Source organism: Bradyrhizobium zhengyangense, from assembly GCF_022012555.1.
In the GTDB taxonomy this organism is placed as follows: domain Bacteria; phylum Pseudomonadota; class Alphaproteobacteria; order Rhizobiales; family Xanthobacteraceae; genus Bradyrhizobium; species Bradyrhizobium zhengyangense.
Map to the genome: position 1 here is coordinate 1 of NZ_JAKLTZ010000009.1, position 14889 is coordinate 14889.

A 14889-nucleotide genomic window follows, 5' to 3' on the forward strand; every position below is an offset into this window, starting at 1 on the left:
TCCAAAAAACAGTTCATGCCAGGCTGTATCGCAGCTCATTCGCGCGATGCCCAGGTGGGGGGCTCATGCCGGTTACAGAAGGGCAACGGTAGAAAACCGTTCTACCGCACAACACCGCCGATCGATCGGCGGATCGTGCTCGACACCTCCTGGCTCGCGCGTTGCCGCCCGGTGGTGTCGCTAGAGCATGCATACGAACGCGACTGAGGGGGCGAGTATGATCGTTTCCATCCGAGAGCTTGCCTCGCGCCTTGGTTGACTTCGAGATCCGAAGGCCTCCCGGCATGACATCCTGCGGCGCCACGCGACTGCCGTGACGTGACAGGCCTGCATATTAGAGCCCTACGCCCCGATTTCGGTGGCGTGCTCTGCTACTGGAACGGTAACACTGTCACCATCATCCCTGAGCTGAACAATGACATTGCCAGAGGCGTCCAACGTCATGCGGCTCCCGCGCGGCACAACTAGTGTTGATGATTGCTCATCCAAAAGGGCCGGGCCTTCGATCGATCCTGCAATCCCGAGTTCCGATCGTCGAAGAACTGGGACTTTAACCCAAGCGCGAGTTGCATCATCATACACGGGTCGATAGCGAGATCCCTCCGAGCGAGGAGGGTCTTCCATCCGACCAAGTTTCGCGGGTTCTCGTACTTCTTTCAGGGTTACACGGATGTTCATAATCTCAAGATCAAGATCGGGTATGATATCGCCGAAGATACCTTTATAGGTCTGGATGAACGCAGCGCGAATAGTTTCACGTTCGCTCTCGCTGTAGGGTCCAACGGGCAGTCCTGTTACCAGCTCCGACCCTTGGCCCACAAAGCGAATGTCGGCGCGGCGCTCCATCTGAAGTGTACTGTGCGGAGATCTGGCCTGCGCAATCACGCGCCTTGTGTCGTCTTCCAGGCGCCTGAAGGCTGCTTCGAGTTTCTCGATTTCCATCGATCCCAGCAGGGCGCCAAGCGTTCTCGAGCGATCAACACGCGCGGGTGCAATCAACAAGCCGAGTGCCGACGCGACGCCAGCATTCGGCGGACAGATAACCTGTTTGATGCCGAGACGTCTGGCGACGTCACAACCGTGCATCGGGCCGCCACCGCCCGTCACGATGAGCTTGTACTTAGTTATATCGTGGCCTCGCTCAGCAACATGGACACGCGCGGCGGCTGCCATCGTCTCGTTAACAATGGCCTGAATGCCATTCGCCACTTTGATGAATGGCATCTCTATGGCGTGCCCGACGCCTGTGAGCGCCGCCTCTGCAGCTCCGCGGCGCAAAACCATAGTGCCACCGGCAAAGTTATCAACGTCAATCGCCCCCGAAACAACGTTTGCATCGGTAACCGTTGGCGCAGTTCCGCCGTTCGGGTAGCAGGCGGGGCCAGGTCGCGATCCCGCACTTTGCGGCCCCACCTTGAGCATTCCTAGCTCATCAACATGTGCGATGCTCCCGCCGCCCGCACCGATTTCGATAAGCTCAACAGTCGAGATGTTCACCGGCAATCCGCTTCCTGGGGCGAACCGCTTCTGGCGAGCCGCTTCAAACTGATACGCGATCAGGGGCTCGCCGTTCTCAATCACGCCAAGCTTTGCAGTTGTCCCGCCCATGTCGAAGGCAAGCACATTGTCAAATCCGGAGCGTTTGCCGAAATACGCGGCCACCAATGTGCCAGCAGCCGGCCCCGACTCCAACAGTTCGATCGGCGTACGGCGCGCTTCCTCGATATGCGTCAATCCGCCGTTTGAGAGCATCATGAAAAGTGCTCCTGGTATTCCAAAGGCCTTTAGCTGCACCTCGAGTTCACGCAAATATTTGTCTGCAATGGGCTTGATATACGCGTTCGCGGCGGTCGTTGACGTTCGTTCGTACTCCCGGATTTGTGGGCAGACCTCGGACGAGATCGACAGTTGGACTTGTGGGAAATGCCGCTCGATTAGGCTCTTGGCTCGCAGTTCATTTGTCCCATTGGCATATGAATGCAAGAATGAAACTGCCAGCGAAGTGACGCCCCTGTCGAGCAGCCGGCGTGTTTTTATTAGAAGTTCGTCTTCGTTGAGTGGATGCTGGATGTGCCCGTTGAACAAGGTGCGTTCATTAACTTCAACGCGATCATCCTGCTCAATCAATGGTTTTGGCAATTTCAGAAATAGATCATACAGATCGTATTTAAACTCCCGCTGTAAGTCGAGCGTATCCCTAAAGCCGCTCGTTGTGATCAATCCGGTCCTTGCGCCACGACGCTCGATGAGAGCGTTAGTGAACAACGTTGTCGCATGGACCACGCGACCAATCTGATCGGGATCGGTGCCGCTGGCGTTAACGACCTGCTTTACGCCGGCGAGGGCTCCAATTGTTGGATCATGGGGCGTCGTCAGCTCCTTGTGTGCGACAACGCGACCATCATCAGTGCAATAGAGGACAATGTCGGTGAACGTGCCGCCAATATCGATACCAAGCGAGTACATATCGGATCTAACCCTTCTTATACAAAATCTTTGGCGCCATCGGCTTCGGCCAGCGCTTCCTGAGCGCGGATCGGAACACCAAATCCGCCAGCGCCAGGTGTGCGCAGCAGAACGCGGGCACCAAAGTCGATAGTGTGTTGTATCTTGGGATCAACCCGAACGGTGTTGATCTGGATCTCACCGGCAGCGCCGGGATCGCCGCCTGCTAAGCCATTCGCCACAGCTTCTGGCTTAGTTCGTTCAGCCATAAAGGAAATTATGGTAGGCCCTTTATTTAGATTCTCGAAGAGAAACTCCTGCCCAGCCCCCCCTGTGAACCGACCGCTGCCCGCTGTCCGCGATCGGATTCGGCGGTGGCAAATTCTGATCGGCGCGGTTCGTTCCAGCACCTCGACGGGCGTGGAGGAAATGTTGCTCGGCCAAGACAACACGCTTGCGCCGTCCGAGGCCGCGCTGGCCCCATAGCCTCCGTTCAGGAAGAATAAGTTAGCGAAAGTCTTTCCATCCTCTTTGACGCCGGCCAGGTTTACGCACCAGAGAGGTGAGCCGACGTCGGAGATGACTCTCTCCGGCACGACTTGTGACAGCGCACGCAAGACCATCGCCGGCAGGAAATGTCCGATAAGTGCGCGTGCCCCGCCCGCTGCGGGCGGCTTTGAATTAAGAATTGAGCCAAGAGGTGCATGAATATTGAGCGGTTCCAACGCACCGTCATTGTTTGGCGTGTCGGGCGTAAGAACGGCTTTGATTCCATAGGCAGTGTATGCCGTCGTATAAGCAGCGCAGACGTTGATGGAGCGCTGCACTTGAGGATCTGTACCTCGGTAATCAACCTCGATTTCATCACCATGAACTTTAAGCGCCATCCGCAACACGATGCTATTTTCAAATCCATCGCTGACGGCGGTGGCATGATAGACGCCATCCGGTATTGCGGAAATCGCACGCCGCATCGCGGCTTCCGTCCGACCGCGGATCTGTTGAGACACTTCGGAGAATGAACGGAGCTCCCACTCCTTTAGCAAAGAAATGAGGCGCACCTCCATCAGATGCAGTGCAGAAAACTGCGCATAAAGGTCGCCTACCGTCTGATCTGGCGTACGAACGTTCTGGCGAAGCAGGCTTTCAAATGTGCGGTTCATTCGACCCGCCTCAACCACCTTCATCATTGGGATTTGGAATCCCTCCTCGTACACCTCGCGTGCATCGGCAGAACGGATGCGTCCACCAATGTCAGGAGCGTGCGTGACCGACCCAGCGAACGCAACAATATTGCCATTCAAGAAAATGGGCTTGGCTACCGTGATATCGGGCAGATGGCCGGTGCCAAGCCAGACATCGTTGGTGATCAGGATATCGCCCTCGGAGAGGGTCTCATGTGGAAACTGTTTGAGAAAGCCACGAACCGTCCGCGGAACGGTACCGATAAAGGATGGAATGCTGTTAGCGGGTTGCGCTAACGAGCGTCCTTCGGCATCCATGAGAACGCACGCAAAATCATTAGACTCGCGAACGACGGATGAGAAGGAGGTACGCAGCAGCGTCGTAGCGGCCTCTTCAGTCAGAGAAATCAGCCTTCGCCAAATCAATTCAAGCTGGATTGCATCAAGCACGTGTCAGTCTCCTTGGAGCGCCCGCGGCCTTGCCCTACGGTCTTGCACTCGCCCACGAAGCGCTGCGCGACAGTCGCACCAGCTCGGGCATTCTGCGGGACATTAAGTCAGGCTAAACGCGTCAGCCAATTCTTCTTGCTGCACGCTCTATACGCGGGTGATATAGCATTGGGATTGTTTGGCGGGCACGTCGGCCCGCGAGAGTTGCCTAGCTCGATCCGAAATCCCGCTAGGGGGCTTACTCCGTGCAGTCGCCGCACTTCACGACATGGGGGTCGTTGTGCAGGAACGTTTCCTTCAAGCTACGCGTGAAACGCTGCGACAGCGATGACTTCACAAGATGTCCCGGAAAGATTGCGAACATCTTAACCGAGATTCTCGGCGAAATACGAACAAATCGAACGTTATCGGAAATAAGCGGTTTGATGTAGGGACTTACGACGCCGATGCCAAGGTCGGCGGCGGCGAGCGAACAGAGGATCGCCGAATAGGTGACCTCGATCTCGGACGAGGGTTTCACGCCGTGCTGCGCGAGTGTCTGACGCCACAAATCACTTAGATCGTCTCCACGATTGAGAGTGAGCAGCGTTGCCTCTTGAAAATCAGAGACCGCAACCTCCTTCTTCGAAGCAAGCGGGCTGTTTGCGCAGACCGCACATAGGGCCTCAGATTCGTCACACACCTCGATTTCGAACTCTCCTGTTCGGAAATGAGCTCCGCTCGTCGTCAGGCCAACATCATAAATGCCATTGAGGAGCCCGTCTCTGATCTGCAGCGACCCTCCCGTCTGAAGGTTGATGCTCACACCGGGGCTAGACTGCCGGAATGCCTTCATGATCGTTGGAATAACGCCCATAGCCAGGGACGGAGTGGCAGCGATGCGCAATAGGCCGGTGCCGGATGACCTGATACTTTCAGCGGCTTGCTGTATCGTTTCCAAGCCAAGATAGTGCTTTTGGACGATTTCAAAGAGCATTTTGGCTTCAGGGGTTGGAACCAAACGGCCCCGTCGATAATCGAACAGTCGAAATTTCACAGCGTCTTGCGCTTGCGCCAACAGCCGGCTCACCGACGGTTGCGTTGTATTTAGAATTTCGGCTGCGGCAAGCGTTGTCCCACATTGCATCATAGCCCGAAACGCATCGATCTCGCGGGAACTGAGCGCTCTAGCCATATGCCGCCCAAACAAATTTACATTTTAGATGCATAAGCCCGATTCGAATAAATCAAATGGTATTCTCGGCCATGCGTCAAGTCGTTCGACGGATGAACTTCAGCTCCCACAATAAGAAAGGCCGCGGCGCTTTGTTGCACCGCGGCCCTTTTGTATGCGCATTGAAAGGCTCGACAAAGGCGGCGCGCCACGAGATCTCTTATGGAACGCCTGTAGCTGGACGTTTCGTATTGACGTTTTTGGGATAGCGTAACCCGAGGTTTTCGCGAAGTGTCTTGCCGCGGTAGCTTTTGCGCATAAGTCCGCGTTCCTGGAGCACGGGGACTACCATCGACACAAAATCTTCCAGGCAGGTCGGCATGTAAGGGAACGTTATCATAAACCCATCTCCAGCTTCATTGTCGATCCAACGTTCCATCTCGTCGGCGATCTGGCTTGGAGTGCCACAGAAAATCTCGAATCCGCGTTCGTAGCGCTGTGCAATCTCCCTTAGCGTGAATTTACGCGATCGGATCATGTCCGCAAGTATATTGAAATAACCCTGATGAAGGTTTGAGGAAGTCGGGATCATCTGTTCGGGAACGAGTTCGTCCAGTGGCAGCTTCGACAGGTCGACTTCAAGGTCCGTACTGACATACGCGACCTTGGCTTCAATCGGCATCACACTGTTTAGTAGGCGAAGCTTTTCCTTCGCTTCTGCTTCGGTTGAACCGACCATCGCGCGGAAGCCGGCGAGTACCTTAAGTTCGGAAGGATCACGGCGGTACTTCGCCATCCTGCTTTTGATATCCTTGTAGAGGGACGCAGCCTCCTCAAGAGTTGCGCCCGTTCCGAAGACGACCTCAGCGGTTTCTGCGGCAAATTCCCTACCCACCGAGGACGCGCCCGCCTGGATAATGACGGGTTGCCCCTGCGGAGCACGTGCAATATTGAGTCCGCCTTGTACCTTGAAATGTTTCCCTTCGTATCGAACGTGGTGAAATCGGTTCGGATCGAAGTTCATAGCTCTTGCCTTGTCGAAGATGAAGGCATCATCGTCCCAAGTATCCCAGTAAGCTCGGACCACCTCCAGGGCTTCTCTGGCTCTGGCATAGCGCTCGTCGTGTGGCGGCATCGTCTTATAGCCATAGTTGCGGCATGAATACTGGTTTGCAGTCGTCACAACGTTCCACGCTGCTCGCCCTCCCGAAAGGTGATCGAGCGATGCGAATTGCCGGGCGATATTAAACGGCTCAGTGAAGCTCGCAGATACCGTGGCGCCGAGGCCAAGCTCTTCTGTGCTCGCAGCTAGCGCAGAGAGAAGCGTCAAGGGCTCAAGTACGTTTTGCCCGCGTGGCCATTGCGCCATTGCGTGGAGATTGTCGACATCAACGCCCGGACTGTCCGCTAGAAACATCAGATCGAAGCGGCCTGCTTCACATAGCTTTGCGAGCTCTGTGTAGTACTGAAGACTCAACGCCTTCTTTGGATCCGTATCTGGATGGCGCCACGCGGCACTTGCGCTACCGGCTGCATGTATGAGTGCGGCGAAAGCGATTTCCTTTGCCATTTCGTTCCTCAATTCCTCTCTGGTCGTATGTAGAGATGCTGCGTGTTAATCGAGCACCGCCGAAATGAACTCTTTGGTCCTTGCGCCCTTGGGGTGCATAAGAACCTCTCGGGCAGTGCCTTCTTCTGCGATTTGGCCTTGTTCCATAAAGATCACGCGATCTGCGACCTCGCTCGCAAATCCAAGTTCGTGCGTAACGACCACCATAGTCATGCCGGTGCGTGCCAATTCCTTCATCGCCGCGAGGACTTCGGCAACGAGTTCAGGATCGAGTGCAGATGTCGGCTCGTCGAAGAGCATAAGGCGCGGGTGCATAGCCATAGCCCGCGCGATGGCCACACGTTGTTGCTGGCCGCCAGACAGGCTGGAAGGGTACGCGTTACGCTTCTCGGATAAGCCTACGCGTGCTAGGAGGGCTTCCGCCTCACAAACGACGTCAGCCTTATTGCGCTTTAAGACACGCACGGGTCCCTCAATGACATTGTCAAGAGCAGTCATATGGGGAAAGAGATTAAATCGTTGAAACACCATCGCGGTCTTCGTCCGCTGGCGGGCGAGTTCCGCACCGCCTAGTGGCCGCAATTGCGACCCCACTTGGCGATAGCCCACGATTTCGTCGTCTATCCAGATATGTCCTGAGTCGACGGAAACCAGTTGATTAATACATCTCAAGAGCGTCGTTTTGCCTGAGCCTGATGAGCCGATCAAACACACTACTTCATTGGGCATGACGTCGAGGGAGACGCCGTCCAGAACTTGTAGATTTCCATACCGCTTCTTAACTCTTCTCATTGAGAGCAAAGGCTTGGTCATCGGACCCTCACGACAGATGTTCCCCGCGCGAACCGCCATTCGAGCAGCAACTGAAGCGGCGTGAGAATGGAGACAGCGAGGAGATACCAAGCGCCTGCTACGATCAGTAGCTCAATCACGCGCTGATTGACGAAGTACACGTTCTGTGCGCTGTAAAGTAAATCGGTGTACTGGATCACGCTGGCGAGTGACGTCATTTTTACCATTCCAATAAACTCGTTACCAATCGGCGGAACTATCACGCGCATTGCTTGAGGTAGGACGATTCTCCAGAGCGCGTGTAGACGGGTCATGCCAATCGACTGTGCCGCTTCGTGCTGGCCCGCATCAACCGAGAGGATTCCGGCGCGAATGACCTCCGAGGTATAGGCACCCTGATTGATGCCAAGGCCAAGCAGCGCGGCCCAAAAGGGCGTGATGACATCGACAGTCGGGGCCGTCCACAGACCGGGAATGCCGATGACTGGGATGATTAAGGCTAGATTATACCAAATCAGAAGCTGGAGGATTACCGGCGTCCCGCGAAAGAACCATTGGTAGCCAAATGCGACGATGACTAGGAGCGGATTATCCGACATTCGCATAATCGAGATAGCCAAGCCGAGCGCGACACCGACAATCATCGCCAGCACGGACAAGATCATCGTATGCCAGAAGCCCGCGAGAATTGTAGGCGCCGCTAAGTATTTGGCAACAACGTTCCATTCGATCTGCGCGTTAGCGAAGGCCCTTACAATAAGGACCAACAGACCAAGAACTAGTACGCCCATTATCCAGCGGCCGACGTAACGCGGCGGCACGATCTCGACCAACGACAGATCGGGCCGTGAAAAGAGAGTGGAGGAACCGCTGCTCGATCGTACAGGCTTGTTTGACACCGCGCTCATTTTCGCGGTTCCGAATTTAGATATACTTCCGAAATAGCGAGTTTGCTCAACTGATATCTAGCCAGGATCTTTGCATAAGTGCCGTCCTTAATCATCGCATCCAGAGCGTCGGCGATCGCGTCACGCAGCGCGACATCGCCCTTACGCACACCAATTGCCTTGAATTCTGGCGCGAAGGGCTCGCCGATCGTCTTGTAAAGGCCTTTGGACTCCGCAATCATGTAAGGAACCTCGACGAAGCCCTGCAGTGCTGCATCAATTCGGCCTTGCGTTAGCTGCAGCCGCGTATCTGGCGTTGATTCGGTGCCAATCAACTTCACAGCCGGCATTCCCTTCTGAACGCAGTCCGACTCGCTCTTTGCAAGCATCACTTTGTACCAAACAGTGGACCGAATGGCGCCGGCCCGCTTACCGCAAAGATCGGACAACTCCTTTAGCTGAGAATTGGAAAGTGCGTAGACCTGATAGAAATCCCTGAAGTAATCGACCATCTCCATAATGGAATGACGTTCAGGGAGGTCGCTAAGTCCACCCATGATGATATCGATCCGACCGGTCTGCAGTGACGGGATGTACTGCGCAAATAGCATTTCATTGAATTCGGCCTTGACGCCCAAACGTGCTGCGATTTCCCGGCCAATATCTACATTCATCCCTCTGAATTCGCCCGTCTCCGGATCCTTGAACTGCAGCGGTGGCAATGCATTGCTGAGACCCATGCGCAGGACTCCCGCCGTTTTGACTGCGTCGGGCACCTGGATCTCTGCTGCACTCACTACCCTCCAGGAGGCAATGGAAAGCCCTACAATTGCTGATAGGGCAACAACTTTCGCGATTTGACTGGTGAACCCGTTTACTCGCCACGGTCCCATCTATTTCTCCTCCCTATTGGTAGCCCTTGCCTTCAGGGGCACGTGTTTCACTCGGCCGCGTGCTGTTGAGGGTAGGAAATTAGACCTCAATGACGCGGCACCGACGTCTTCCATTGGCCAGCACGGCAAACCGCGAAGCGTGCTTGGGCTCGACACGGGAAGCTGGGCGGCAGTTTCGCAACTCGTAAAGTGTTGCTTTCCTGCCGCCACAGCTCGACGGTGCTAATTAGCAACGCTAAGGGGCGGGCTATTTTGGATCAAATTCATTCTATCAAGGTCAGTATGCATCCAAGGCATAGGCCGACCCTCAGCACAAAAAATGGCCCATGCTAGGACAAAACGCGCCATCCATTGATTGTGCGTTGCGGGGCCTCGCGAACCGCTGAGCGGCAGTCTCGATGGCGGTCTCCATTATTAGAGCTCCGGAGCGGGAAAGGGAGGTGCTCTTTCCGTGACACCTGCGCGATGGCAACGGCATGGGCGATGTCCTCGGAGTTGAAGTGTATCGAACGCACTTAAAGATGCTTGTCGCCACACGACCGGGCGAGATCTCGGTGACGCGAGCGCGAGATCAGTAAAGAACGGGGCTCAGCCCGCGAACGCGCAATACGCTGGCCTTGGTGGCATGATGGCTAGGGATGAAGAAAGCCAGGGCGTTCTGGAAAGGCGTAGTGGCCAGCGACCGACCAGACGTCAACCACGTAGCGGCGCGCATCGGCATTCTTGTCACGATCAGCCGTTTCACGTGCAGTGCCGCGCGCAGATTGACGTCGAGCAGCGCGTGGATTTCGTCAGACGCAAGGTCTAGGATGTTGCTACGCTGCGACTGACCGGCCTTGTTGACGAGAACGTCGAATGTGGTCGTACGCGCTAGCGCTCCAGGACGTCGAGATCGTTAATCTCGCGCCGACAGCCTCCGCATCCGGCTTGGCCGACAGCCTGGCCAGCGGCCGAACCTCGCGCTAGCGAGTAAATTAGAAGCCCTGAGGGCGGAAGCGGCGCCGAACCGTCGCAGCCCTGACTAACTCTACGCCGCCGGGAGAGCGAAGGAGAATATTGCCCCTCCCTCTGGTGCGTTGACAACAGTCAGTTCGGCACCATGTTCGCGCACGATTCCGTAGCTGATCCAAAGGCCGAGCCCGGTGCCCTCTCCAACGCGCTTGGTCGTAAAGAACGGCTCAAATATGCGACCTATGTTGTGCTGTTCGATCCCGGGCCCGTTATCGGACAAACGAATCAGGATCTCGTTCTGATTGCGGCGAGCCGATATCTTTAGCCGTGGCTCCTGAGTGCCGCGCGTCGCGTCAATTGCGTTTTCGACGAGATTTACGATAACCTGGTGGAGCTGCCCTTCATTCCCGCAAGTCCAAAGATCCGCCTCGATGTCCATGTGAATGTCGAGGCGAACCTGCTTCGTGCGGACTGCCCAGAGCACGGCGGTGTTGATCAGAGGCTCGATGTTGACGCGATCAAACTCCCCGAGCTTGCTGAGGGAAAGCCGGCGTAAGTTTTTTACAATTTCGCTAATGCGCACGGCGCCTTCCATTGTCCCGTCCAGGAGCGGGCCGAGATCCTCTAGAATGGCGTCAATGCGGAGGCTTTTCTTCAAGGCTGCAGCTTCGGAGCTTATCGATGTGCCGTGGACGGCATCAAGGTAGGATGTCAGCGCCGTGCGATAGCGCATCAAGGTGTGCACGTTTCCATAGACGAAGCTGATGGGATTATTAAGTTCGTGAGCGACACCGGCCACCAGTCGGCCGAGACTTGCCATTTTCTCCTGTTCTACCAATTGACGCTGCACTCGCTGTAGCTCCTGATGAGCCGTGTGCAATGCTTCATAGGCTCGGCGAAGCTCGCCGATAGGCCTTCCAGTCAGAACCACGCCAATGAAGCGGCCCCGATGGTCGTGTCGGGGCGAGCTGTTGATTGCGAACAGGTCTGAGCTGCCGCCTTCGGTCAAGAAACGGAGTTCGCCATCCACAACCTCGGACGGGCTCCGAGGCTTGAGGAGCGACATGAGCTTGGCGCCATCGGCAGCGTCAATGATGTCTGCCATCCTCCAGCCGACGATTTCGTCATTGGCGCGGTCAAGCGTGCGCTGTAAAGCGGAATTGACTTGCTGGATCTGGCCTTTCGCGTCGCAAACGATGAGGATATCAGAGACAGATTCGATGACGTTGGTGACAAATGCTTGAGCTTCCTCGAGCTCGGCATTCTTGTGTTCCAGATCGACCTCATAACGCAATAGGTCGGAATAAACCTCATCCATCTTGCGGATGACTTCGATCCAAGCGCCCTCACGCTCGTGGTCGAACTCGATAGCACCGCGATCGCTGATCAACTTGAGCAGCGAGTCGGATCCGTCAGGAGAATGCGTCGCCTTTGCCATTTTTTCTCAAATCATACCTGGACAGCTTGTTCCGCAGGCCTACCCGGGACAGGCCGAGCTCGCTGGCAACCCGGCTGATATTGCCCTCATACTTCTCCAGGGAGTTGATGATAACCGACTTCTCCAGATCCTCCACCCTGTCCTTCAGGCTCGCTGCGCCGTTCAGGTTCTGTATGACCCCCGTGGCGGTCCGCCTGCCGTTGCGCCGGCCGAGCAGCGTGGGAGCCTGCAATTCGTCCGAGTCAGCCAGCACGGCCATACGCTGGATCTCGTTCTGCAGTTCGCGCACGTTCCCTGGCCAAAGGTATTTGACGAAGCCCTCAAGAGCAGCGGAGGCAAAGCGCAGACCTGGCCGGTTGAAGGAAGTCTTGACTTGAGACAGTACTCCTTCTGCGATCAAGGGTATATCCATCGGCCGCTCCCAAAGCGCCGGCATGTGAACCGGGAACGCCGCCAGCCGGTAATAGAGATCACGGCGGAAGCGGCCCGCCTCCACCTCGGCCTCAAGATCCCGATTGGTGGCTGCCACCACACGGACGTCGACTTTCCTTACACGTTGCGCGCCCAGCGGACGGATCTCGCTCTCCTGCAGCACGCGGAGCAGCTTCACCTGAAACGCCGGCGAGGTCTCTCCGATTTCATCAAGGAAGATGGTACCGCCATCGGCAACTTCGAACAGACCGATGCGATCCTGGTAGGCGCCTGTGAAAGCGCCCTTCTTACACCCGAACAACTCGCTTTCGAGGAGCTCGTCAGGCAGCGCCCCACAGTTCTCAACGACGAAAGCCTTACCGGCTCGGGCTGAGCCGTAGTGGATCGCGCGTGCCAGCAGCTCTTTGCCGGTTCCGGATTCGCCCGTGATCAGCACGGAGATGTCGTATTCGGCCGCCCGCCGGCCGAGTTCAATGACCGCATGCATCGGGCTGTCCGGGGCGTGCACAATTCGGTTGAAGTCATAGAGATGCTTAGCTGCGCCGCGCTTGACCGAAACGACCCTCTTGATGTGCTCGGGCGTTGCTTTGACGTCGACCCCTGCGGTCTCTGTCTCCTTCTGAAGCCGATAGAGCTGGACCGCCTCCTTGACAATGTCGATCAGCCGGTCCGGCTGCCAGGGCTTCGTGATGTATTGATAGATGCCCGCCTCATTGAGCCCTGCGATGATGTCGTCCGATTCCGAATAGCCGGAGATGATCATGCGAACCGGATCGGGCCAGAGCTCGCGCACCCGCTTGAGGAAACTGACGCCGGATTCGTGCGGCATGCGCTGATCGCAGATGATGGCGTGGACGATCTCCCCTTCGAGCAGCTTTTCAGCGTCTGCTGCGCTGCCGGCGCAGAGTACCTCAAAATCCTCGTTGAGGACGCGGCGTAGCGCCTCCTGTGACCTGACCTCGTCGTCGACTACCAAAATAGTACCCTGGAAGCTCATATGCGCACCGCCATGCGGGTAGATTTGTCGAGCGCGCGAGGCGACCTATGGGGTGCGATTGTGAGTGGCGTGCGCGACTTCGGCACCTTGTGAATGAAGTTGTAGCGGGCGACGTGGTAACTCGGATCGAATCCGTAGAAATTAAGCCGCATCCGCCGCAGCTCCTCGTCGCGATAGGCCTGCAAGGGCTTGTGGGCTTCGTCCGCTGCGCGACGTCGCTGCTTGTCAGCAAGACGCGTCGCAAAGCGTTCATCCGCCGCCATGCTCGCGGCAAGGCTCATGAGGCGGCCCTCCGCCAGCTCCCCGCCCGACAGAGCACGATCGATGATGCCAAGGCGCCCCGCCTCTGCCACGCCCATCGGCAGGCGGCATTGCGTGATCCGGGTGGCGTTCGCTGCACCCGCGCGGCGCGGCAGCAGATAAGTCCAGTATTCCGAGCCGAAGAGATTGCCTATGTCCTTATAATGTGGATTCAGGACGACCTGATCGCTCGCCCAGACCTCGTCGGCAGCGAGACTTAAAAATACCCCTCCCGCCCCGGCGTTGCCGCGAATGACGGAAACGACGAGCCGATCGGTGGTCTCGATGACAGTGTGCGCAAGATCGTCGATCGCATTGATGTTGCGCCAAGACTCGTCCGCAGCGCTGTCAGCCGCCTCGATCTCGGCGAGGTGAATGCCGTTGGACCAGTAATCACGTCCACCGGTCAGGAGAAGCACCTTGGTTGGGCGGGCCAGCGCAGCTCGGTAGGCGTTCAACAACGCTTCGCAGTCAGAGGTCGCCATGGCGCCATTGTAAAAGGAAAACTGCAACTCGCCGACCTCGCCCTGCTCGCGATATCGTATGGGCGCATAGCCGCAATCGGGTCGGTACGGCAGGCGCATCGCCTGCTCCGCAAAGACCTTTGCTGCGGATCGTTTCAGGCTTTTCGGTACAAGCTGCCGCACATGGCCGATCCAGACGGCACCATCGACCGTGGCCCGGGCCAAGGCTCCATCGCAATGCGCCACAATGGTTCCGGGCACACCGGAGATGCCGCGCGCCTCGTGGGCGTCGAACAGCCTGACATCTTTGAAGAACAAGCTGTCGACCAAGCCCGGCATTCCGTCTGCACTGTGGATCTTGCGCAGGACGGTCTCGCTCGTGTCGTGCTGCCAATCGATCATCCGGTCGGCCTGCCGGCAGGGCCCGCGCACCCGAATGCGGGGATCATCGGCAGGCATCGGCGACGGTGTCGGCTGTCCGGCTTCGATTGCTGCAATGGCTTCGAGCACCGCCGCGACCGCGCACGTCGTGACCTCGTTGCGGTAGATGCTGGATTTAGCCGCGCACCGCATCGGGAAGGTTCTGAAAGCCCAGATCGGACCAGCGTCGAACCCGCCGTCGGCCTGAAGCACAGTCACGCCCCAATTGGAAACACCTTCCAGAATCGCCCAGTCGAGCGCCGCCGGACCGCGGTCGCCGGGCGGACCGGGATGGACGATCAGGCAGCGCACGCTACGCCAGACATCTTCGGGGATTGCGCGCTTGAGGAACGGCGCGATCACCAGATCTGGCTGATACAGCGCCACGCTTTCGCGCGTAACGTCGGGGTGGATATCCAGCTCGACCGAGACCTCGTGGCCGCCCTCCCTGAGCTCGACGTGGAGCCGTTGCGTCAGGCTGTTGAAGGAGTGCGTGAGAAGCAGGATGCGCAT

At 57.1% G+C, this 14889-nt stretch carries 11 protein-coding genes and 1 pseudogene; 1 reads left to right on the forward strand and 11 read right to left on the reverse strand.

The features are described from left to right. A partial coding sequence (locus tag L6639_RS28505) for a hypothetical protein (protein WP_237864934.1) occupies positions 1-207 on the forward strand: 207 nt, incomplete at its 5' end. A gap of 135 nt (positions 208-342) precedes the next feature. Here L6639_RS28505 and L6639_RS28510 read toward each other — a convergent pair. The 11 genes and pseudogenes from L6639_RS28510 to L6639_RS28555 all read right to left on the reverse strand — a co-directional run bounded on the left by L6639_RS28510 (position 343) and on the right by L6639_RS28555 (position 14889). Continuing rightward, positions 343-2466 (reverse strand): hydantoinase/oxoprolinase family protein, encoded by a 2124-nt coding sequence (locus L6639_RS28510; protein WP_128929537.1) that lies wholly within the window; start codon positions 2464-2466, stop codon positions 343-345. A 17-nt stretch (positions 2467-2483) separates the two neighbouring features. Further along, positions 2484-4079, reverse strand: coding sequence for a hydantoinase B/oxoprolinase family protein (locus L6639_RS28515; protein ID WP_128929536.1), 1596 nt, complete (start codon positions 4077-4079; stop codon positions 2484-2486). A 238-nt stretch (positions 4080-4317) separates the two neighbouring features. After that, positions 4318-5253, reverse strand: coding sequence for a LysR substrate-binding domain-containing protein (locus L6639_RS28520; protein ID WP_128929535.1), 936 nt, complete (start codon positions 5251-5253; stop codon positions 4318-4320). A gap of 199 nt (positions 5254-5452) precedes the next feature. Further along, positions 5453-6802 carry an LLM class flavin-dependent oxidoreductase gene (locus L6639_RS28525; RefSeq protein ID WP_128929534.1) on the reverse strand — a complete coding sequence of 450 codons (1350 nt, stop codon included), beginning with the start codon at positions 6800-6802 and terminating at the stop codon, positions 5453-5455. 45 nt (positions 6803-6847) lie between these two features. Continuing rightward, positions 6848-7615 carry an amino acid ABC transporter ATP-binding protein gene (locus L6639_RS28530; RefSeq protein WP_128929533.1) on the reverse strand — a complete coding sequence of 256 codons (768 nt, stop codon included), beginning with the start codon at positions 7613-7615 and terminating at the stop codon, positions 6848-6850. Beyond that, complete coding sequence (locus tag L6639_RS28535) at positions 7612-8502, reverse strand: amino acid ABC transporter permease (protein ID WP_128955168.1); 891 nt, start codon at positions 8500-8502, stop codon at positions 7612-7614. Before L6639_RS28535 ends, L6639_RS28530 begins: the two co-directional genes overlap by 4 nt. Then, positions 8499-9374, reverse strand: a complete 876-nt coding sequence (locus L6639_RS28540; protein ID WP_128929531.1) for an ABC transporter substrate-binding protein — start codon at positions 9372-9374, stop codon at positions 8499-8501. Before L6639_RS28540 ends, L6639_RS28535 begins: the two co-directional genes overlap by 4 nt. 571 nt (positions 9375-9945) lie before the next feature. Beyond that, positions 9946-10236 (reverse strand): annotated as a pseudogene (locus L6639_RS43520) (hypothetical protein); the annotation flags it as partial. 165 nt (positions 10237-10401) lie between these two features. Next, positions 10402-11763, reverse strand: a complete 1362-nt coding sequence (locus L6639_RS28545; protein ID WP_128929530.1) for a sensor histidine kinase — start codon at positions 11761-11763, stop codon at positions 10402-10404. After that, entirely contained in the window at positions 11738-13192 is a 1455-nt protein-coding gene (locus L6639_RS28550) for a sigma-54-dependent transcriptional regulator (RefSeq protein WP_128929529.1), read from the reverse strand. The genes L6639_RS28545 and L6639_RS28550 overlap by 26 nt, the downstream gene beginning before the upstream one ends. Then, positions 13189-14889 carry a hydrogenase maturation protein gene (locus L6639_RS28555; protein ID WP_128955167.1) on the reverse strand — a complete coding sequence of 567 codons (1701 nt, stop codon included), beginning with the start codon at positions 14887-14889 and terminating at the stop codon, positions 13189-13191. Before L6639_RS28555 ends, L6639_RS28550 begins: the two co-directional genes overlap by 4 nt.